General features: G+C 60.0%; 16 protein-coding genes. 6 read left to right on the plus strand and 10 right to left on the minus strand.

Annotation, left to right across the window (positions count from 1 at the left end; all coding sequences use genetic code 11):
• The first annotated feature begins 98 nt into the window (after window positions 1-98).
• Window positions 99-1,832, plus strand: coding sequence for an NAD-dependent malic enzyme (locus tag J3L12_RS07750; protein ID WP_208014475.1), 1,734 nt, complete (start codon window positions 99-101; stop codon window positions 1,830-1,832).
• 147 nt (window positions 1,833-1,979) lie between these two features.
• Window positions 1,980-2,702: a helix-turn-helix transcriptional regulator gene (locus J3L12_RS07755; RefSeq protein WP_208014476.1), complete on the plus strand. Its 723-nt coding sequence runs from the start codon at window positions 1,980-1,982 to the stop codon at window positions 2,700-2,702.
• Between the two features lie 209 nt (window positions 2,703-2,911).
• On the opposite strand, the gene murJ is transcribed toward J3L12_RS07755, so the two are convergent.
• The 4 genes from murJ to J3L12_RS07775 form a co-directional block, all read right to left on the minus strand.
• The gene (murJ, locus tag J3L12_RS07760) at window positions 2,912-4,414 is read right to left on the minus strand and encodes a murein biosynthesis integral membrane protein MurJ (RefSeq protein WP_208014477.1); all 1,503 of its coding nucleotides are present in this window, start codon (window positions 4,412-4,414) and stop codon (window positions 2,912-2,914) included.
• A 113-nt stretch (window positions 4,415-4,527) separates the two neighbouring features.
• On the minus strand, window positions 4,528-7,245 hold the full coding sequence (locus J3L12_RS07765) for an SMC family ATPase (protein WP_208014478.1): 2,718 nt from the start codon (window positions 7,243-7,245) through the stop codon (window positions 4,528-4,530).
• 32 nt (window positions 7,246-7,277) lie between these two features.
• A complete protein-coding gene (locus J3L12_RS07770; RefSeq protein ID WP_208014479.1) occupies window positions 7,278-8,432 on the minus strand; it encodes an exonuclease SbcCD subunit D in 1,155 nt (384 codons plus the stop codon).
• Window positions 8,433-8,578: 146 nt separating this feature from the next.
• On the minus strand, window positions 8,579-9,508 hold the full coding sequence (locus J3L12_RS07775) for a DUF1385 domain-containing protein (protein ID WP_208014518.1): 930 nt from the start codon (window positions 9,506-9,508) through the stop codon (window positions 8,579-8,581).
• A 187-nt stretch (window positions 9,509-9,695) separates the two neighbouring features.
• Here J3L12_RS07775 and J3L12_RS07780 point away from each other — a divergent pair, with 187 nt between their 5' ends.
• On the plus strand, window positions 9,696-11,180 hold the full coding sequence (locus J3L12_RS07780; protein ID WP_208014480.1) for a leucyl aminopeptidase: 1,485 nt from the start codon (window positions 9,696-9,698) through the stop codon (window positions 11,178-11,180).
• Between the two features lie 521 nt (window positions 11,181-11,701).
• On the opposite strand, the gene J3L12_RS07785 is transcribed toward J3L12_RS07780, so the two are convergent.
• Window positions 11,702-12,142, minus strand: a complete 441-nt coding sequence (locus tag J3L12_RS07785) for a Fur family transcriptional regulator (RefSeq protein ID WP_208014481.1) — start codon at window positions 12,140-12,142, stop codon at window positions 11,702-11,704.
• Between the two features lie 334 nt (window positions 12,143-12,476).
• On the opposite strand from J3L12_RS07785, the gene J3L12_RS07790 reads away from it, so the two are divergent.
• Both J3L12_RS07790 and J3L12_RS07795 read left to right on the plus strand, forming a co-directional pair.
• Complete coding sequence (locus tag J3L12_RS07790) at window positions 12,477-12,779, plus strand: septum formation initiator family protein (protein WP_208014482.1); 303 nt, start codon at window positions 12,477-12,479, stop codon at window positions 12,777-12,779.
• Between the two features lie 154 nt (window positions 12,780-12,933).
• A complete protein-coding gene (locus J3L12_RS07795) occupies window positions 12,934-13,224 on the plus strand; it encodes a hypothetical protein (RefSeq protein WP_208014483.1) in 291 nt (96 codons plus the stop codon).
• Window positions 13,225-13,579: 355 nt separating this feature from the next.
• Here J3L12_RS07795 and J3L12_RS07800 read toward each other — a convergent pair whose 3' ends face one another.
• The 4 genes from J3L12_RS07800 to polA form a co-directional block, all read right to left on the minus strand.
• Window positions 13,580-14,749 carry an LCP family protein gene (locus J3L12_RS07800; protein ID WP_208014484.1) on the minus strand — a complete coding sequence of 390 codons (1,170 nt, stop codon included), beginning with the start codon at window positions 14,747-14,749 and terminating at the stop codon, window positions 13,580-13,582.
• A 46-nt stretch (window positions 14,750-14,795) separates the two neighbouring features.
• On the minus strand, window positions 14,796-15,686 hold the full coding sequence (locus J3L12_RS07805; protein WP_208014485.1) for a phosphohydrolase: 891 nt from the start codon (window positions 15,684-15,686) through the stop codon (window positions 14,796-14,798).
• A 178-nt stretch (window positions 15,687-15,864) separates the two neighbouring features.
• Window positions 15,865-16,668, minus strand: coding sequence for an enoyl-CoA hydratase-related protein (locus J3L12_RS07810; protein ID WP_347708863.1), 804 nt, complete (start codon window positions 16,666-16,668; stop codon window positions 15,865-15,867).
• 146 nt (window positions 16,669-16,814) lie between these two features.
• Window positions 16,815-19,343, minus strand: a complete 2,529-nt coding sequence (gene polA, locus J3L12_RS07815; protein WP_208014487.1) for a DNA polymerase I — start codon at window positions 19,341-19,343, stop codon at window positions 16,815-16,817.
• A 248-nt stretch (window positions 19,344-19,591) separates the two neighbouring features.
• Between polA and J3L12_RS07820 the strand changes: the two genes are divergently transcribed.
• Window positions 19,592-19,849, plus strand: a complete 258-nt coding sequence (locus J3L12_RS07820) for a hypothetical protein (protein ID WP_208014488.1) — start codon at window positions 19,592-19,594, stop codon at window positions 19,847-19,849.
• Window positions 19,850-19,862: 13 nt separating this feature from the next.
• On the opposite strand, the gene aspS is transcribed toward J3L12_RS07820, so the two are convergent.
• The gene (gene aspS, locus J3L12_RS07825) at window positions 19,863-21,134 is read right to left on the minus strand and encodes an aspartate--tRNA(Asn) ligase (RefSeq protein WP_208014489.1); all 1,272 of its coding nucleotides are present in this window, start codon (window positions 21,132-21,134) and stop codon (window positions 19,863-19,865) included.
• Window positions 21,135-21,600 lie beyond the last annotated feature (466 nt).

A 21,600-nucleotide genomic window follows, 5' to 3' on the forward strand; every position in this document is an offset into this window, starting at 1 on the left:
TAGCGAGGACGAAGCCTGGGGGTAGCTACACCAGCGCAAAAACCCGTGCGGCTCCTACCACTAGACCCCAACAACGCTCTGGCCTTAGCATGGGCCGTATGACGGTGAGTCGCTATTACGACGTCAAGCGAGATGAGCGTGGCAAGCGTTATCTGGAGCCTTTTGTCCAGGGCTCATTGCTCCTGGGGCTGCCCCTTCTGAACAAGGGAACCGCTTTTACCCACGAGGAGCGCAAAGCTTTGCGGCTCGAGGGTCTCCTGCCCCCCCACGTGACCACCCTCGAGGAGCAAAAGCAGCGCAACTACCGCCGCTATCGCCTGATCGAAAACGACCTGGAAAAACACATCTTCCTGCGCAACCTGCAAGACCGCAACGAGGTGCTCTTTTTTGCCCTCTTTGCCGATCACATGAGCGAGATGCTGCCCATCCTCTACACCCCAACGGTGGGCGAGGCGGTCAAGCAGTTTTCCCATATTTACCGCTTCCCCAGGGGCTTTACGGCCTCTACTGACAACATCCACGAAATTGACGAGGCCCTGTCCAACGTCCCCCTCAATGATGTGCGCCTGGCGGTGGCCACCGATTCTTCGGCCATTCTGGGCATCGGCGACCAGGGGTTTGGCGGCATGGCCATCTCCATCGGCAAGCTGGCCATTTACACGGCGGCGGGCGGGCTGGGCCCCGACAAAGCCCTGCCGGTGGAGCTGGATGTGGGCACCAACCGGGCCGACCTGATCAACGACCCCCTCTACCTGGGGGTACGCCACCGGCGGCTTTCCGGCGACGAGTACTACGCCTTCATGGATCGCTTCGTGGAGGCTTTTCGCCGGCGTTACCCCAACGCGGTCATGCAGTGGGAGGACTTTGGCAAGGACACCGCTTTCACAGTACTCGAGCGCTACCGCAAGGTGCTTCCCTCCTTCAACGACGATATCCAGGGCACCGGCGCGGTCACCCTGGCCGGGGTTCTGTCGGCCTGCCGGATCAAGGGCCAGAACCTTTCCGATCAGCGCATCCTGGTTTATGGAGCCGGAGCCGGGGGTGCGGGGGTTGCGCAGGCCATTCTGGATGGCCTTATGCGAGAGGGTTTGAGTGAGGCCGAGGCCAAGGAGCGCCTGTTCGTGCTCGACTCGAAGGGCTTGTTGCTCAGCAACCGGAGCATGGAGGACTACAAGAAAAAGTTCGCCAAAGACCCGGCCCTGGTTCAGGGCTGGCAATTCGAGGGCGAGGCTCCCAACCTGTTCGAAACCATCGTTAATGCCAGAGTGACGGTTTTGCTGGGCTTGTCGGGGCAGCCGGGTTCCTTCACCGAGCCTATCGTGCAGGCCATGCTGGCCCACACCGAGCATCCGGTTATTTTCCCGCTCTCCAACCCTACTAGTTCGTCGGAGGCCTTTCCGGAAGACATCCTGCGCTGGACCCAGGGCAAAGCCCTGGTGGCTGCCGGGAGCCCCTTTGCCCCGGTGGAACTGGGGGGCCAAACCTACCCCATTGGGCAGGGTAACAATGCGTTTGTGTTCCCCGGTCTGGGCTTTGGTACGGTGCTGTCCAAGGCCAAAGAAGTTTCGGATGATATGGTGCTGGAAGCGGCGTATGCCCTATACGACTACACCAGCAAGCACCACCCCGACCGTGTATACCCCCCTACTTCGGAGTTGCGGGAGGTAAGCCAGTACGTGGCCTCGAGGGTCATTCGCCAGGCCATGAAGGAGGGGCTCGCGCGCGAAGAGCGTCTAATGGGCCTCAATATGGAGGCCATTCAGGCCTACGTGGCTGAGCGGTTCTGGCAGCCCAAGTATCTGCCCTACAAACTGGCTAAAAACGATTCCTAGCCGGCGACCTGGACTGAAGGCAGTCTGCTCGACCCATGGCGAGGGGCCGTTCTTACCGTGCTGTACGGGATAACCGAAATACATGACAAAATTTGGTATAGATTTTCGTATACTTTATATGTCAAGGGCTTTTAGCCCACTTTGTATATGGATAAAAAAGATCGCCCCGTGTACATCATTTCGGTTGCTGCCGAACTGGTGGATATGCACCCCCAGACCCTGCGGTTGTACGAGCGCAAAGGCCTCATTCAGCCCAAGCGTTCGGGGGGCAAGACCCGCTTGTACTCAGAACGGGATGTCGAGAAACTCCGGGAAATTCGCCGTCTGACCCAGGAGCTTGGGGTCAACCTGGCGGGGGTCGAAGAGATCATGAAACTGCGCGACGAGCTATGGACGCTCGAGCAGCGCTTTCGGGAGGAAGCTGAGCGTCTCAAGGCCGAACTTGGCGAGAAGCTGGAAGCCCTCAAAACCCCTCCGGCCCTCCCCGCTCCTGGCGAGAGTAAGAAAAAAATTAGCGACAAAGAGCGACCTGTTTACATTATCTCGGTGGCCGCCGAGCTGGTAGGTATGCACCCCCAGACCCTGCGGTTGTACGAGCGTGAGGGCCTGGTTGCGCCCAGCCGCACCTCCGGCAAGACCCGCCTTTACTCCGAACGGGACGTAGAAAAACTAAGAGAAATTCGTCGCCTTACGCAAGAATTGGGCGTTAACCTGGCCGGGGTAGAGGAGATCATCCGCCTGCGCGACGAGCTGGACATCCAGCAAAACCGCCTCGAGTCGGAAATAGCCCGCCTGCGCCTGGCCCTGTTGCGCGAACTGGCGCCGCAAAAAAGCGAGCCGCAGAAGAAGGCGAAAAACACGGCAGGTTAGCCGAAAGCCAAAAGCCGAAGGCCGAAAGCATTGACCATGCGGCTTCGGTATATCACCAACTTTTGGATGAATCCCCACACTAGATGACCACTCAGGAGCCGAAAGCTCAAAAGTAAAGGCTCTACTCGGTAGGTTGCAGAAATGGCTGGCTTGTATGGAGCGTATTCAAATAAATAACACCGGATGACTCAATCTTTGTCAAGAGCGCCCTATCGTAGTTTCAGCGGAAGCCTTAGTGCATAGGCCAACCCTATGAATACCGTCAATCCCGCCAAACCCCCCGCCGCCAGTGGAAGGAGGTTCTGCCAAAAAAAGGCCGGAACACCAAACTGCATTGCTACCGTGTAAGCTACCCAGCCTGCGGGTACGGCTGCCAGCAGGGCTTTTCCTATCACCCGCCCCACCTCAGCGAGGGATGCCATTTGAAAAGCCTGTAAGCGCCGGGTGTAAATGACCAGGCCCAGCCAGCCCGCAATTGCCGTGGCTAGGTTCAGCACAAACAGACCCTGTTCGCGGAACAGCCAGTAGCCAAAGGTGTTTAGCAGCGCTACCATTACCGTCACGCTGACTGCCTGTCCCACCTGCCCCACCGCGTAGAAGCCGCGCAGCAGCAGTTGATTCAAGCCCCAGGGCAGCAAGGCCAGGCCCAGCGCCATTACGGTCTGGGTGGTGAAGGTTCGGTTGGCGTCGGAGAAGTTGGCGGTAATGGCATAGAGCGTGCCCACCACCCAGGGAGCCAGCGCAACCATCATGGCGGCCGCAAAGGCCAGGGGCACCGCCAGCCGGGCCATCATGCGGCGGAGCAACTCGCGGGCTGCTGGTAGGTCGCCGCCGCCCGCCAGTGCAGAGAGCCGGGGAAAGGCGGCCATGGCGGGCGAGACGGCCAGCAGACCCAGGGCGGTGGTAAAGATGAGCTCCCCATTCTGGAAGCCCGTGACGGCGGCTGAGGGGTAGGCGGCCAGAATGCTGAGCAAGACCAGGTTCAGAAACTGCCGTACGGAGGTGGTGAAGGCAAAGGGCCCGATGCGGGCCAGGGCTAGGCGGAAGGCCGGATGCCATTTGAACTCGAGCCCATACCCTTTGAGGGCAGGAAGCTGCACCAGGGCTTGCAGTGCGCCCCCCAGCGTGACCGAGAGGCCCAGGGCTACCACGCTGCTGGGAAATAGCAGCATGAGCACGATGGAGCCCACATTGAAGGCGATGGGGCTGAAACTGGTGAGGCCAAAGCGCTCGCCCGACTGGAGCATGGAGGAAAAGAGCGAGGCCATCGAGATGGAGAGCAAAAAAGGCATCACCAGGCGGATCATGAGCACCAACTGCTCGAAGACCGCCGGGTCGCGCAGGGGGCTGGCCTGGGCCAGGGAAAGCTCGGAGAGCCAGAGCAGGGCGCTGGCAATCTGGGGGGCGAATACCAGGCCCAACCCCAGGATGACCAGATTAACCCCCAACAAAAAAGCCCCAAAACGCCGGGCGAAGACCTGCGCTTCTGCCGCTGGCAGGCTGGTGAGCACCGGAATCAGCGCGTTCTGGATGGCCCCCTCGGCCAGCAGCTCACGTAGCAGGTTGGGAATGCGGTACGCCACCCAGAAGGCATCCTTGAGGGTATCGGGCAGGGGTAGGTTGGTCAGGATGGTCTGGCGCACCTGACCCAGCAGGCGGCTGGACAGGGTACCGGCCATGACCAGGAAGGTGTTGCGAACGATGCGCGACATGAGGAAGGAGGGGTTCAGCCAGTCGAATGCTCGAGTGGTGCAGTATGGCCAAAGGCAAGCCAGAAAGAGGATACCCTGAAACCTGAGGCTTGCTGCATCTGGCCCGTTCCCTGCTAATCCCGCCAGCGCACTTTGCTCCCTGCAGGCGACTTCTCGACCTGCAAGCGGGCGGGCAGGCGCTCGGCCAGGGCCTCCACGTGGGTCACGATACCGACCAGGCGGCCCTGGGTGGGGAGGGCTTCCAGTATTCCGGCGACCTGCTCGAGCGTTTCGGCATCGAGGGTTCCGAAGCCTTCATCCAGGAAAAGCGCCCCAATTCTGCCGCGCGAAAGGTGCTCCGAGAGGGAAAGGGCCAGTGAGAGGCTGGCCATAAAGCTCTCGCCGCCCGAGAGGGTTCGCACCGGGCGAAGGGAGTCCGTCCAGCGGTCGAGCACCCTGTACTCGCCCTCCTCGAGGTGCAGGCTGTAGCGGTTTTGCGAGAGGGACTGCATCAGTTCGGAGGCCCGGCTCAGCAGGCCGGACTGGTAGCGCTCCAGCAAGAAGTCCTGGAAGCGGTCGCCCTTGAGATCCTGGGCCAGTTGTTCCCAGAGGTCGGTTTGTTTGTCCAGCTCGGCTTTTTCCTTCTGGGCCTGGCGTTTGCGATCGAGCTGTTTTTGTAACCGATCCAGGTCGGTTTTTTTGCCCCCGAGGCGTTTTTTGGTCTCATCCAGCGAGGCTTTGAGTCCGGCCACGTGGTTTTTTTGCTCCGATACCTGCGCGGGCGTCACGGGAACCTGGCCACTCAGGGCTTGCTGGAGCTTACCGAGCAGGGACGTAATTTCCACCCCTTCACGCTCGTGAGCTTTTTGTCGTTCTTGCAGGGACTTGGTTTCCTCAGGGGTAAGGCGGGCTTGCTGGACGGATTCCCGGTCGTTGAAGCCCGCGCCTTGCACCAGGGCCTGTACAGCCGCTTCCTGGCGCGCCTGGTTGGCCTGCAGAACCCGCACTATCTCAAGCTGACTGGAGACTTTGTTTCGGGTATCGCTCAGGCGGGCCTCGAGTTCGGCCATCTGCCGGGCCTGGGCCTCCAGGGTTTGCAGTTGGTTTAGCAGGCTTCGGGCATAAGCCTCCACCCCCTGACCACCGGTGGCCGCACGGATCTCGGCGGCCAGTGCCGCCAGGCGCTGGGTGCGTTCTTCGCGGACTTTTTCCAGGGAGCCCAGTTCACGAACCTGGGCCTGAATCGCCTCCAGTTCGGCTCTGGCTTCGGCCTCTTCCTGTTGCCGGGTGCTCAACTGCGCTTGCAGCCTGGGCAGGCTTTCCTCTAGTTGTTTGCGACGGTCTTGTTTGACCTTGTATTCGGTGCGTAAGTCCTCAAGGGCCTGGGCCCTGGCCTTCAGGGCGGCCTCCATGGGCGCCAGGTCGGGTAGGTCGGTGGTCTGGGGTAGCTGTTTTACCGGATGCCCACAGAGGGGGCAGGGCTCACCTACCCTGAGGTGGCGGTGATACTGATGGATGCCCTGGCGGGTTCTCTCTTGCTCGAGGGCCTGCTCGAGCTGCTCGTACTCGGCCCGGGCCTCGACACCGGCCTTTTTGAGGTCTTCTATCTCGCGGTTCAGCGCCTCGAGGGTTTGTTGAGAGGCTTGTACCTCGGACTGAAGCTGTGTTGAGGCCAATACCACGCGCTGGTGGCGTTCGGTTAGCTTATGCAGTTGATCGAACTGCCGCTCGGCATCGCGCAGGGCATCCAGGCGGTTTTCGTCGAAGGGCAGGGGCGCTTGGTGCTGCAGCTTCAGGGTGCCGCCATAGCGTTTGAGCTGGGCTTCTTTGGTTTGCAAGAGGGGCACCTGGGACTGCTCCGCCTTGAGGGTTTCTAACCGGTCTGGCTCAAAACCCTGGCGCAAGGCGGCCAGTTGGGCCTCGAGCTGGCCCAAGGTCTGCTGCTCGAGCCCCAGGGCCTTCTGGGCTTTTGCGAGGTCGTTCTGGGCGGCCTGGAGGGCTTCTAACTGGGGCCAGATGCGCTCGGCTTTTTCGGCCCGAAGGAGCCTGTCGGCAATTTCGGCCATGCGCTTCTGGTCGCTTTGCCAGGTGGTGTGACGGCGGTGCAGGGCCTCGAGTTCGACAAACTGCTTCTGGCGTTCCTCCAGGGTACGCAGGGTTTGCTCGGCGCTTTGAAGCTGGCTACCCAGGTCGCGCTCGCTACGCTCGAGGCCCCCAATCTCCTCGCGCAGCGCTGAAATGCGCTCCTCCTCAGCCTCGCTCAGAGCAGCCAGTTCACCTTCCAAGCGGGCTTTCTGTTCGCCCAGGGTTTTGAGCCGGGCGGCTACCCGCTCTCGCATGGCCTTTAGTGATTCCAGGCCGTAGAGCTTGATCAGGGTTTCGCGGCGTTCTCTGGGCGAGCCCCGCAGGAACAGGTCGAACTGGCCCTGGGGCAGCAGGATGGCGCGGGTAAAGGTCTCGTAGTCCATGCCCAGAATATCGGCCAGCTTGGCGTCGAGCTCCTTGCCCTTTTCGGAGGCAGGGTGAGTTTTCCAGTCGGTGTGCAGGAGATACTCGAGGCGGTTCTGGTTCTCCTTGCCCACCACCCGCACCACCCGCCAGGTCTGCTCTCCCAGGGCAAAGGTCAGCTCCACTTTGGCCGAATCGGCCTGGGGGTGTTTCAAATCCTTCAGGCCCTTCGAACCGATGCGCGGCGTGGCCTTGTAGAGCGCATAGGTCATGGCATCGAGCAGGGTGCTCTTGCCCGAACCGGTCTGGCCGGTGATGGCAAACAGCTCCACATCATCGAAGCTGATTTCCTGTGGTTCGGCGTAGGCACCAAAGCCTTCAATACGCAGTTTGAGCGGTCTCATAAAAAAGTTGGGGGAGAAGGGTCAGGGGTGGGCTACTGAGTGCTGGCGGCATGTACCTCTTCGTAGACCTGCCTGAAAGCGTCCAGCAACTCGGGGCTGGCCTCGCTCGAGCCGGCCTCCCGGCGGTACTGGGCATACGCCTCGACCCAGTCCAGGTTTTCCACCGCTACCGTGGCCGATACAGCTTCCTCCTGTTCGGGGGTGTGGAACTCGACCTCGAGCAAATCCGGTAGCTCTTTGAACATGCGTTCGCGCAGGGCTGGGTTGCCCTTGCCTTCAATCACCACCTTGCTGTAGCCCTGGAAGTCCCGAATTTCGTTCCAGCGCCGATCCAGCGAGTCCCGTCTGACCCGGAAGGTCTTGAGGGGTTTGCCCCAGCGCTGGTTTACCTCGTGCACCCTGGGGGGTTGCCCTGGCTCCACCTCCACAATGAGCGCCCCCCTGGGGTTGATCTCGCTCTCGCCAAAGTCGAGCTGGATGAGCGACCCCGCATACCAGGCCACGGGAGACTCGCTCACCTGTTGCTGACGGTGCAAATGCCCCAGCGCCACATAGCTCAGGTTCAGGGGAAAATGCGAGGCCGGAAGGGCGTAGCTGTTGGTGGTATAGAAAGTGAACTCACCCCCGCCTAGCTTCGCGCCTTCTACGGTCAGATGGGCCATGAACAGGTTAATGTCGGCATCACAGCCTTGTGCCAGGTGGGCGATGACCTGGCGCATGCCTTCGGAGTAGATGCCCTTCCACTGGGAGGTGTCGCCACTCAACAGATGGTGTGCCTTGACCAAACGGCGCTCCGAGAGGAAGGGGAGCAGGGCTATTTTGGCCCCGTTGCTCCTGGCCACCCCTCCCTCCTCGACAAAGCGCAGGTTGCCAAACACGGTAGCGCCGGTGAGCGAGAGCAGGGGTGAGAGGGCCTCGAGGCGTTCGCGGCTGTCGTGGTTGCCGGCAATTACCAGGGCCGGAACACTCTGCTCGCGCAACCCCATAAAAAACTCGAAGGCCGCCGCCTCGGCCTCGGTGGAGACGATGCTCCGGTCAAATAGATCGCCCGCTACCAGAACCAGGTCTATTCTTTCGGAGCGCACCAGGCGCAGCAATTCCTGCAAGGCTTGGCGAATCTCGGGGGTTCGCTCGCGCCCTTTGAGCACCTTGCCCAGGTGCCAGTCTGCTGTATGCAGAATACGCATGGGCTGATTGTACTTTTCCTGGCCCGTTTTGGGTATTTTTAGGCCGCAGACACGAGGGTCAAACCCTGCCAAGAAAGGCATCAAAATCGTTTTTGGATGTATGTTTGATTGCCTAGGCTATGGGCTGTCCACAATCCGCGTTCTATTCAGGCCACCACCATCGGCTTCTCGAGCGGCTTTTCGGCCAGGGCTGCCTTGGTGCTCTCGATGGCCACCTCGATCATGTCGTCGGTGGGCTCGCGCACGGTGAGCATCTGGAACTTGAAGCCAATCCAGCGGAACAGCCGGGAGATGGGATCCTGGTGGGCCGCCGAGTAGCGCAACACCTCGAACGAGACTGCCGCCACCACCGGAATCATCAGCAAGCGCGGGATGATCCAGTACCAGGCCACGGTGAGGGGAGGGAAGAAGCTATAGACGAAGACCCCCACCACCGCCGTAAAAGCGATAAAACTGGTGCCGCAACGGGGGTGGTAGGCCGGCTGGGCCCGCACGTTTTCCACGGTGAGCTCGAGGCCTTTCTCGTGGGCCGCAATGGCCTTGTGCTCGGCCCCGTGGTACATGAAGAACCGCTGCATGTCCTTCATGCGGCCAATAAAAACCAGATAGCCAATCAGGATGGCGGTCTCAAACAAACCCGCCACCACGTAGAACAAAAAGCGAAACCGCTCCTCGTCCACCAGCAAGCCTGCCAGCCGGGCGGGTAGCCAGACAAACAGCGCCAACCCAATCACCAGCGAAACCGCCAGGGTGCCGTACATGGCTGCCCCAGAGATTTTCTCCTCTTCTTCACCCGCCAGCTCACCGCTGCGCGAGAGCGATTTGTAGGAGATGCTCATGGCGTCCCACAGGGCTACCACGCCCCGAATCAGGGGCAGCCGGGCCCAGGGGTATTTTTTGGTCAGCGCAACCTCTTCGTGCCGCTCCACATGAATCTGGCCGCTGGGCAGCCGGACGGCCAGCGCCCAGGCATCGGCGGCTTTCATCATGACCCCCTCGAGGGCCGCGCTACCTCCCAGGGTGGCCTGATTCAGAAAAAACCCCAGTTTGCGAAAAAGTTGTAAGGCTCTGACCATTACCTTCATCCGGTTCATCTTAGCCCATAGTGACGACCACATGACAGAGCAGCATGAGAAGGGATGTCAAACCGGCAGACGTCGGTCAAACGCTGTCCAGAACAGTACAGCCGATTTTTTTGGTTAACTGACCCAATGTTGACCCGCCGGTCAGGTTGCTTCGGTGATATGCTATAGTTCCCACATTATGGAGCTTACACTCAAGTCTGCACGGCGCTTCGTAGACGAGATTCCTGTACCCCTGGCGGTGGCGGGGGTATGGGGTGGAGAACTGAGCGAGGAAGGGCAAAAGCTGGACGCCAAATATCGCAAAGTCCTGAGTAAGATCATGGACGAGCTTCATTTCAAAGGGGAGTTCGGTGAAACCTTACTGGTACCCCTAAGTACCAGGCACACCGACGAGAAGGGCCCCGACTTCGTCCTGCTGTTTGGCCTGGGCAAAAAACGCGGGGTGAGCCTGGAAACCGTGCGAAAGGCAGGGGCCAAACTGGTGCAGGAGATTACCCGGCTCGGTTTCAAAGAAGCCGTTACCGAAACTTTCCTCTCGGACAAGTTTGGCAAGCAGGAAGCCAGCTATGCCCTGGCCGAAGGGGCTTTGCTGGGGGGCTACACCTGGAACAAATACAAGACCAGCAGCCCCTCCGGCAAGCGGGGCGAAAAACTGCGTTTATGGCTGGCCCGTTCTTCGGGGCCTGCTGTAGACCGGGCCGAGATTGTGGCCGAGGCGGTCAACTATGCCCGCGACCTGGTCAATGAGCCGCCCAACATCCTGACCCCGGTAGAGCTGGCCAAGCGGGCTGCCGAAATGGCCCAGGAGCTGGGGCTTGCGGTAGAGATTTGGGACGAAAGCCAGATCCGGCAGGCCGGAATGGGCGCCTTTTACGGAGTAGCCCAGGGCTCGGCCAACCCACCGCGTTTTATTCAGTTAACCTACAAACCCCAGGCCCCTTCGGGGCGTGTGATTGCCCTAGTGGGCAAGGGGCTGACCTTCGATACCGGTGGCTACTCCCTCAAGCCCTCCGAGAGCCAGATCACCATGAAGTGCGATATGGCCGGGGCCGCTGCAGTGCTGGGAGCCATGCGGGCCATTGCCAGGCTCCAACCGCCGATAGAAGTCAGGGCCTACGTGGCCGCTGCTGAGAACATGATTTCGGGTACGGCCTACCGGGTCTCGGATGTGCTCACCAGCCTCTCGGGTAAGACCATCGAAGTTCTCAACACCGACGCCGAAGGCCGGCTGACCCTAGCCGATGCCATTACCTATGCCGACCGGCAGGGTGCTGAGGCTATTGTCGAACTATCCACCCTGACCGGTGCATGCGTGGTTGCGTTAGGCGAAAAGATAGCGGGTCTCTTTGCCAACGATGCACGCTGGGGCCGCGAGGTACAGGAGGCCGCGGAGCGAGCGGGCGAAAAGGTCTGGCCGCTGCCCATGGAAGAGGAGTACCTCGAGGCCCTCAAGTCCAATACCGCCGACCTGAAAAACACCCACGGCAAGAGCCGCTACGCCGGGGCCATCAACGCTGCATTGTTCCTGGGCGAGTTTACCGAAAAGCCCCTGGTGCACCTGGATATTGCTGGCCCAGCCTATACCGAAAAAAGCCATGCCCTGGGCCCGGCGGGAGGGACGGGTTTCGGGGTTCGCACGCTGGTTGAGTTGCTGAGCGTGTAGCGCCCTACTGCTTTCACCAACCCGAGCCTGGACGACCTATCCAGAGACGAACGGCTGTGTATCCAGGAATATTTTGCGCCACGAGCCGTTTGCAAGCCCTACGCGGAGTGCGCTGGCGCGAAGCTCCAGGTCTCAAGGCTCGACTAGGGTGTTAATACACAGTCGTATAAATACCCGTACAAAGTGTCCATTGCGGCACGAACTATGCAGTACGCTCTTGCAAAAGCCGTAGCAGAAACCTTTTCGTTCCACCCCTACCGTGCAGGGGAGGTTAGGTGAGGATGCTGAGCAGCGACTTTGCGTAACCTGGCGGTTGGGGGCCTTACCCAATACCCTCCCCCACCCTCCCTACGTGGTAGGGAGGGGGCTCTATGTCAATCCCTCCTGGAAACCCGGAGGTGTACGGACATCTCTACGACGATGTATTAGCTGCTAGCCCGATATTTTTGTACTTGACCCGATGTGGCTTGATAGGAAAATAGGCTTCAAAACAAACTACGGCGCCGGGTTCATCCTGCACACTACTGGCATTCCGGGCAGACCCCGCGCAGCTCGAGGCGGGCTTCTTCCACAAACCATCCGTTTGTGGCTTCGACCGCTCTCTTGATGGGCTCGGGGTCAAATTCGGGTAAATCCCTGACCAGAACATCTTCTATTTTGCCGCATTGGAGGCAGAAAAGATGGTGATGTCGTTCGTTGAAGCCATCGTAGCGGGTATTGCCCTTCTGATCCTTGAACTCCCACAACAGTCCCGAGTCGCGCAGTACCTGAAGGTTCAGGTAAACCGTGGAGAGCCCGATGTTGTAGCCTTTCTTTTTCAGACCCTGGTACAGCTCTTCGGGCGTAGGGTGGGTGCTTTTGCGGTCGAGGTGGGCCAGGATTCGCTCCCTCGGCAAAGTGTGGCGCAACCCTACCGCTTTTAGCCTTGACCTGTAGCTTTCCCGCTCTCTGGTCTTTGCCATTGTTGACCCCCTGTACAACTTTTAATACTATAAAACATTTTCAAAAAAATCACCGAAGCGATATTCATCGGGTGCGTCCCAAAATCAACCAATGAACCAGACGGTCAATCCCCCTTGGGGTGCTGCACAAAGCTCTATCCAAGCCCCCGTAGGGGTACTCGGTCTGCGCCGGAAGGTCAGTGCCGCTATGGTGATCGGCATCCAGAGGGGTTTCACGGCGAGTTGGGGTTGTTGAGGCTGGTTGAAACAGGGACACACCCATATTCATCGATTCATCGTGTAAAAGCCTGTCAAACCAGTACGCAAGAGTGAAAGTTGATATACTCTTTGTATTGTGGACAGGCCAATTTACCGCTTCTTACATTTGGTTTTTGCCATTGGGACGCTGCATTTGTTGGTTTTGTTTACCCTCGAGTTCCAGCGTCACTTCCAGCTCCGGCAGGACATTTCAAATGCGCGGGTACGTTTGGAGGCGCTCGAGCAGCGCAATCAAAAACTCACTGACGAGCTTCAGTTGGCTGCCGATACCCGCTACCGTGAAGGTTTGGCTCGCCAGATGGGCTATGTACACAAAGATGAGCTGCTCTACCTATACACGCGACCCAAAGTAGGCTCAAACCCTACCCCGTCAAACTGAAAAGATTTATTGGTGCACCTGGTCAGCAGCCTGGCAGTGCAGCCCCTGTGTTCAGTATTTTCGAGTGCAATAAAACGTTTTGACAGTCAAAGCCGTGTACTTTTTCATGGCGAATTTCAATTTAGGCCCATTTCAGCATAGTATGTAAGCGCATATGCTTGAACGGCTGACGGAACAGTTTCTCGAGGACGAGGCGCTCACCGATGGGCTCTCCGATGAAGACGCCAGCGAGTTGCTGGGCTGGTTGATTGGAATTGCGGAAGACCTCGAGGCTGAATCCAGCGTGACGTCTGAGCAGTATGTGGGTCAGCTCAAGCGGCTGGGGCGCGAACTGGCTCGGATGGCCCGCCGCTATGGTGTTCCCATCGAAGAGCTGATTGATCTGATCGAGCTGGCCTGGGAAGAGCCAGGTCAGGAACAATCCCCTCAACCCATGCAAGCCTGACCGAGGCTGTTATCAAAATATTAAGGTTCCTTAATGTTGGTTGGTGCAAATGTAACGCGCCAGTAACGACGTAGGGTTTACTCTACGTGCATGAGCAGAGAGCATGCATTGATAGCTGAATTTAGTCACACCCGGCCCTTCCGGGTTCGGCCCCACCCGATGAGCAGTATTCGGATGTCGGTTCGCAACTGGCTGCTACCCTCCCCGATTGAATTTAGCGGCTGTGTCGCCATGCGCAACCAGGCCGGGCGCTTACGCTCCAGACATCTTGCCTGACAACATTTTCACGCCGGTAACTGCCCCGTGCCTCCCGGTGGCAGTTATTTTTTTGCGTACCTGCTGAATATGCCTTTGCCTACTGATTTTGCCCATTGGGGCTGGCAAAATCGGCGCCAATACGCACAGTTAGGTCGGCATATAGAACGGCTTCCCCCGAAACCCTCGAGGGCATCCCAATGGCCTCCCCCAGCACCTGGGCCAGCTCCAGAGCGCCATTGGAGATCACCTCGCTGCGCGGGGGGGTACTCTCCACCTCACGCAACAGCACCCGCAATCCCAGTTCTCGTAGCTTGCGGCGCATCTCGATGGCAGCCGCCTCCTGAGGGGCCGCGTAGAGTACCACGGCCTGCTGTCCCCGTAAGTCCTCGAGGGTGGCCTGGGTGGCCGCAGGCGTATCGCCAAAGTAGCGCTGCACCAGCTTGCCCAGTTCAGCCCGGTTGACCTCCCAGCCCTGGCCGAACTGACCGGGGGTTAGCAAGGAAACCAGTTGGGGCTGCTGGGCCGCGAAGCCCATCAGGCTGGCAATCTGTTCACGGCTCAGGTCGGTGCGGATGTTCTGCTCCACACTGGCAATGGCCTGGGGAATACGCAATAAGCCAGCCGGTGTCAGCAACTGTTGCTTGAGGGCGTTGAAGAAAGCCTGTTGCCGCTGTATGCGCCCAATATCGCCCAGGGCATCGTGGCGAAAACGCAGATAACCCTCGGCCTGCATGCCGTTCAGGTGCTGGCAGCCTGGTTCCAGGTTGATGTCCAGCTTGGCGGCGGTATCCCGGTACTGCATGGGCTTTTCCACACAAACCGTGATGCCGCCCAGCGCATCCACGCCGTTGCGGATAGCCTCTACGCTCACGGCTACATAGCCGTCAATCTGAACACCCGTGAGGTCGGTGACGACCTGCTTGGCCAGCTCGGGGCCGCCGAATTTGTTGGCGTGGTTGATGATGTACCAGCCGTAGCCGGGAATACGCACATATACATCTCTGGGAATGGAGAGCACCGAGACGCGTTTAGCACCGGGGTCGAAGCGCACCAGCAGATTGACGTCGGAAAGGCCGCGAAAGTCTTCCGGGGCCCGTTGGTGATAGTACTTGTATTCCGGCGCCACTCCCAGCACCAAGACCGTGAGAGGCTGCTCCAGTTTGCGCGGTAATGCGCCAAAGCGTAAGAGTGGTTGCAGCAAAGGATAGGCCCACCAGGCTGCTCCAATCAACAAAATCAAGACCAACAAGGGAACGACGCGCCGCATATCCTTGCCAGTCTAGCCTACCGAGGGTGAGAAAAGCTCGACTGCTTTAGTCCAGGGTGAAGCGGGGTTCTGACTCATGCAGACGTACCCGGCGGATGATGCGCTGGTCGTGCTCGGTATCGTGGGTGCTGGCAATCACCGTCACGTAGTCGCGGATGGGGCTGCGCAGTACCTTTTTGGTCAAAACCTCTTCGACCTGGAAAATGCCCGCAGAGTTGTTCATGACCACCCGGATTTCTACCGGAACCTGCTCGCCCTTCATGATCTGCACCTCGTCCACCGCCAGAGCGCTGATGGAATGAATGTCCACCGAACCCAGGGCGAAAGCCTTGCGGCCCCGCCCTTTGGTGATGTCGGTGCCGTCGGCCACCGCGGTAATGCCTGCCTCGATGGTGAGGGGTTCGGGCTCGAGGTCGTGGCAGTAGATGGAATGGAGCATGAAAGCCCTGAGCTCAATGCGCTGCTCGGGGTCGCGGTAGAGCTTTTCTAAAATTCTGTCCAGGATGGGAATGGCCAGCGTTACACTGAAGGACTCGTGGCGGGTGCGGTGTACCTGGTTGCCAATGTCGTGCAGCATGGTGGAGAGCAGCACGGTCAGGAAGGTGTCGTCGAGGTCACCGACCCCGCTTTCCATCACATCGGGTTTGACCCCGTGGTCGGTGAGGAGTTGCAGGATGGTGACACTGGCAGCCCCCGTCAAAAGCGCGTGCACCCGTCCGTGGTCGTTGTAACCCAGCTTGCGCACGGTGATGTAGTTGGCCATGTCCCAGTGGCCCCGGGCCTCGGCATCGGAGGTGAGCATCTCGTAGGCCGCAAGCGCCTTGGGATACCGCTGCAAACCCTCCCGTATGGCCAGGTCGGCCTCGACGTATAGCTTGGCCTTGGGCTGGGTGACCTGAACGGTGCGCTCGTTCATGACCGTGCTGCCATCGCTCATACCCTGATGGTAGGGGCTAGAAAGGTGAGGGGCCGTGATAAAAGACACATGGGGCAGGGTCAAGGGTCGAGGGCCAGGCGCCTGGGGCCAAAAGTGGATGAGGGTCAAGGGTCAAGAGTCGAGGGCGGCAAATAACACACTGGTTTGTATCAATCTGCAACCCAGCCGGATTGCCGCATTACTCTCCCCTGAACTGCGCGGGGCGCTTTTCCAGGAAGGCCTGGGTGCCCTCGCGCATGTCCTTGGTGGCACAGGCCAGGCCGAACAGGTCGGCCTCGATTTCCAGGGCCTCCTGTAAATCCAGGTTTTCGCCCCGTCCGACGGCTTCCTTGGCAAGCGCCAGGGCCACCGGGCCGTTTTTCAGGATGGCGGCGGCCAGCTCTTTGGCGGTTTGCAAGGCGTCCTCGCCCACCCGGTTGACCAGGCCCAGGCTCAGGGCTTCTTCGGCGGTGACGTGACGCCCGGTAAAAATCAGGTCGAGCGCCCTGCCCCGGCCTACCAGGCGCGGCAGACGCTGGGTGCCGCCAAAGCCGGGGATGATGCCCAGGCCCACCTCGGGGAGGCCCAGTTTGGCTTTGTGGCTGGCTACCCGCAGATCGCAGGCCAGGGCCAGCTCGAGGCCCCCTCCCAGGGCAAAGCCGTTGATGGCGGCGATGCTGGGCACCGGCAGGGCGGCAATCTCGTTGAAGACCGACTGGCCCATGATGGCGAACTCCCGGGCAGCGAACACGTCCTGCAGGTCGGCAATCTGCCCGATGTCGGCCCCGGCCACAAAAGCCTTGCCCTCCCCAGTGAAGATGGCCACCTTGACTTCGGGATCCTGGGTGATGACCTCGGTTACCTCGGCTAGCTCAATCAGGACATCCTGGTTAAGGGCGTTGAGGGCCTGGGGACGCTGGATTGTGACGATGCCCAGGTTTTCTTCCACCCGGTAGGTGAGAAACTCAAAATCGGGTAGCTCGAGTTCAAACTTTTCTGCCACGGCGAACCTCCTGAGGGCCCTGGGGCCGGTGCGTTTGCATGGGCCAAGCATAACAGAAGCGCAGGGCAGGAGGTACGGGCGGCCACTGTTCTGTTCTGGATAAAGCTTTATCAGAGCCGGATGGCTCTAAGAATTTGAAGAGCGCTCTACTTGGCCTCGAGCCAGTTGTCCCCCACGCCAATCCCAACCTCGAGGGGCACCGCCAGTTGCCAGGCCTCCTGCATCACTGTCCGAACCACTTCCGATACCTCCGGCACCCGACTTTCTTCAGCCTCGACCAGAAGCTCGTCGTGCACCTGTAGCACCAGGTGGGCGTCCAGGTGCAGGAGCTCGGGCTGTAGTTTGACCATGGCCAGCTTCATCAGGTCGGCGGCGGTGCCCTGGACGGGCATGTTGAAGGCCATGCGTTCGGCTGCCTCACGCACGCTGCGAATGCGCGAGTCCAGGTCGGCTACAAAGCGGCGGCGGCCAAACAGGGTCTCGACGTAGCCGTTTTGGCGGGCCTCGGCCAGTACTTTTTCAATCCAGGCCCGCACCCTGGGATACGAGGCAAAGTAGCGCTCAATGAAGCGCTCGGCCTCGGCGTAGGGAATGGCCAGCTCGTTCGACAGGCGATGCGCCGACATGCCATAAAGCACCCCAAAGTTGATGGTCTTGGCAGCCCGGCGCTGCTCGGGAGCTACCTGGGTCAGATCCAGACCAAACATCCAGGCTGCGGTCTGGGTGTGGATGTCCTTGCCCTCGCGGAAGACCTGTATCAGGTTCTCATCGCCGGACAGGTGGGCCAGCACCCGCAGCTCGATTTGCGAGTAATCCGCGGCGATCAGCTTCATGCCGGGTGCGGCCCGGAAGGCTTTGCGGATGCGGCGGCCTATCTCGGTGCGGACAGGGATGTTTTGCAGGTTGGGGTCTATCGAGGAGAGCCGTCCGGTGGCGGTGCCGGTCTGGTTGAAGCGGGTGTGCAGGCGGCCCGTTTTGGGGTGAATCAGCTTGGGCAGGGGGTCGAGGTAGGTGCTTTTGAGCTTGGTGAGCTCGCGGTAGGCGAGGATGCGGTTCACAATTTCGTGCTGGCCCAAAAGCTCTTCCAGCGCACTGGCCGCGGTGGAGCGTTTGCCGGTCTGGGTTTTGCGGCCCGAAGCCGATAGCTTGAGTTCGTCGTACAGGACGACCTCGAGCTGATCCCTCGAGTTCACATTAAAGGGGTGGCCGGCCAGGCGGTGAATCTCGGCCTCGAGGTAGGAGATTTCCTTGCCCAGCTCCTCGGCAAGCTGCCCCAGATACTCGGTATCGAGCGAGATGCCCCTGGCTTCTACACGGGCCAGCACTGCCGAGAGGGGCTTTTCGATCTCGCGGTAGAGCCACTCGATCTGGGGGTTCTCGCCGATGCGGCGTTGGAGGGTTTCCCACAGGACATGGGCGGCCTGGGCGCGTTCGGCGGGGTCGTTGTTCCAGTCGCCTGCGCCATAGCGCCGCACGGTGCTGGCAGGGTCGCTGTTGGAGGGGTCGTAGAGGTAAGCCAGCAGCAGGGGGTCGTCGCCGGGGGGCACCCAGACCCCTTCCTTGAGGGCCAGTACCGATAAATCTTTTGCAGCCATGCTGCGAATTTCAGGAAATCTTTTCAGCTCATGCAGGCTGGGCTGCCCCCGGTAAACCTTGCCCTCCGCATAAGCCGCCAGGCCCAACCAGTTCGCCCACATGGGCTGGGCCCGGTCGAGGGTGTAGCCCAGAAAGGCTTCGGGCGGCGGCGGCCAGGCCGCTTCCTCGGTGGGGGGCGGGGCCGCGAGCAGATTCAACTCGCGCAAAATGGAGCCGAACTCGAGCCGCTCGAGCGCCTCACGCAAGGCCGGGCGATCCGGCTCGCGGCGGTGGCAGTCGCGGAAATCGAGCTCGAGGGGCACGTCGGTGTGAATCTGCGAGAGGGCATGGGAAAGCCTGACGTTATCGCGGCTCTCCTCGAGGCTGGCCCGCAGCTTGGGGGTAAGGGCATCCAGGTGGGCATACAGCTCCTCCAGCGACCCCCATTCCTGCAACAGTTTGGCCGCCGTTTTCTCCCCAATGCCCTTGGCCCCCGGCAGGTTGTCGGAGGAATCGCCCACCAGCGAGCGATAATCCACCCATTGCGCCACCGATACCCCATATTTTTCCTGTACCGCCTGGGGGTTCATCAGGCGTCCGTCGGGCAGCATGACCAGGACGTTTTCCGAAAGGAGCTGAAAACTATCGCGGTCGCCGGTCAGAATCCGCACCGGATAGCCCTCCCGTTCGCCCTTTTTGGCCAGGGTTCCAATCACGTCGTCGGCTTCGTACCCAGGCACTTCCAGCCGCCGGAGCCCCAGCAGATCCACCAGTTCCTTGATTTTTTCGAGCTGGGAGTGAAAATCGTCCGGGGTGGGCGCCCGTCCGGCTTTGTATTCCTCGAAGGCGTCGTGACGGAAGGTTCTGGTGGGGGGGTCGAAGACCACAATTACGCAGTCGCCGTCGTCCTTGAGCAGTTTGAGCAGGGTCCGCAAAAAACCAAACACCGCCTGGGTGGGCTCACCCCTCGAGGTGCTGAGTTTTTCAAAGGCAAAGTAGCTCCGGTAGGCCAGGTGGTGACCATCTACCAGCCAGATACGATCTGGCCTGGGCAGCTCGGCAGAGGGGGGTTCGCTGGTGAACAGGCTGGGTTGCTCCACCCGAATATTCTACCCCCATTCGGTTACAAACAGAAAGTTGTGGACAAGGATTCCAACCTGGTTGAGCCCAAGGTCGAAAACCTCAAAGGACGGCGTCGCAGCGATGTCTGGATGGCTTCGTTGAAGGGCTGCATCTAACTGCGGCGATTTCTGCCATCGGGGGTGCTCTAGAAAAGTGCCAAAAGCCGCCGGGTGCTGGTAGGATGTGTGGGTTGTGCGTTGGTAATGCGCCCTTATGAGAGGAACCTATGCAAAACGAGACCGAGAAACTCGAGTGGTTCGAAATTCAACTACGAATCAAGACCATTGAAGTGATGCTGGGCCCCAAGTACCGTGAGGCCATGGCCCTGACGCTGGGTACCCTCTACGACGAGCAAAAGATTGTAGCCATGGCCAGGCGACTGGGGGTTACGCCTGAGGGGCTCCTGGATCGCCTGGAAAAGATGCGCCTCGAGCTCGGCATCGAGCAGGAGATTACCAAGGGTGTGCTGAAGCTGAAGCGCTAGGTGCTGGACTGTCTTACGGCGTCAGGCGGTGGCGGTCGCGAGGAAAGGCCCGTGCGAAGCGGACGTTGGGCAGGCCCAGGAGTTTCTGGGTCAGGCGCTCCGCCCCGATGGCAAAGCCGCCGTGGGGGGGCATGCCGTACTTGAAAACCTCGAGGTAGCCGGCAAACTGCGCGGGGTCGTGGCCTTTCTTTTTCAGTTGCTCCACCAGCATCTCGTACTGGTGGATGCGCTGCCCGCCGGAGGTGATTTCCAACCCCCTGAACAGCAAATCGAAGCCTCGGGTGGCGCCGTCGCCCTCGGGGTAGGCGTAGAAGGGCCGGGCGGTTTCGGGGTATTTGGCAATAAAGAGGAAGTCCACGCCCCATTTTTCCCTGGCCCAGGCCCCCAGGGTCCGCTCGGCCTCCTCGTTAAAGTCGGCCCCAACCGGCATGCCCAGTTCCTCACGCAGGATGCGGCGGGCTTCTTTGTGCTCGAGGCGGGGCATCTCGGCCAGGTTGGGCCACTCGACTTCCAGAAGCCCACACTCCGCTGGGGTGCTGGCTCGAGCTTCTTCCAGCATGGCCCGCAGAAGCTCTTCCTCGAGGTCTATCACGTCGTATTCCGACTCGATAAAACCCATCTCGACGTCGAGAGAAAGGTACTCGTTGAGGTGGCGGCTGGTGGCGTGCTGCTCGGCCCGAAAGACCGGCGCGACCTCGTAGACCCGTTCGTAAACGCCCACCATAATTTGTTTGTAAAGCTGGGGCGACTGGGCCAGGTAGGCCCGGTGTTCAAAGTAATCGATACCAAAGAGATTGCTGCCTCCCTCGGCTCCCGCCGAGACAATCTTTGGGGTGAAAATCTCGGTAAAGCCCTGGCTGTCCAGGTAGTTGCGAAAACCCCGTACCAGGGCCGCCTGAACCTTCAGGATTGCCCTCGCCTTTTCTCCACGCAGGCTCACATGGCGGTACTCGAGCAACGTTTCGGGGTTAACCCGCCAGTCCTCCTTGGGAATCTCGATAGGGCTGGGTTCGCTGGCGGTGGCGAGGAACTCGAGGTCGTCGGCCAGCACCTCGTAGCCCCCAGGGGCCTTGGTGTTGGCCACTACCTGCCCTACCACGCGCATGGAAGACTCGGCCAGGGGCAACTCAAAACGCTTATCCACCACCACCTGCACAATGCCGCTCCGGTCGCGCAAGAGGGCAAACTGAATACCGCCAAGGTCGCGCTTCCAGTGCAGGAAGCCTTGAAGGGTAACGGTCTGGCCGACATGCTGGGCTACTTCGCTCGCAAGGGTTCTGGGCATGCTCTCTCCTCAAAACGCTGGACGGTGCCTGGGCTCAATAAAAAACCCCCGATACAACGAGGTACCGGGGGTCGAAATCTCGCCCCCTTAAGGATTATTGTCCGTCCGCAACATCCTGACCTGCATATTACGTGCCAAATCTCACTTGGTCAAGCCAGTTTGATATGACGCAGGCTCTGATCATTTGCCTGGGCATTGTCGTTTCAACCCCTCAGCCGGCGACAGCGGTTAACGCCAGAGCTGTTTTATTTGGCAAATGGAGCGCCAAACTAGCCGGCGCTGTCGCCACCCTCTCCCGCAATGGGAGAGGGAAAGGGGAAAACGATGTAAGCCTGGATAGGTACACTGGTTACACAACCTGAAATGAGTCGTTTCGCAGCCCACGACCTCTGCTGGGTGAGGGGTTCGCCCCAGGGGAAGGATACGGGTGAACCTTCCGTACCTTCTTTGCTTGAGCGTTTTGCAT

The organism is Meiothermus sp. CFH 77666 (genome assembly GCF_017497985.1).
Classification (GTDB): Bacteria; Deinococcota; Deinococci; order Deinococcales; family Thermaceae; genus Meiothermus.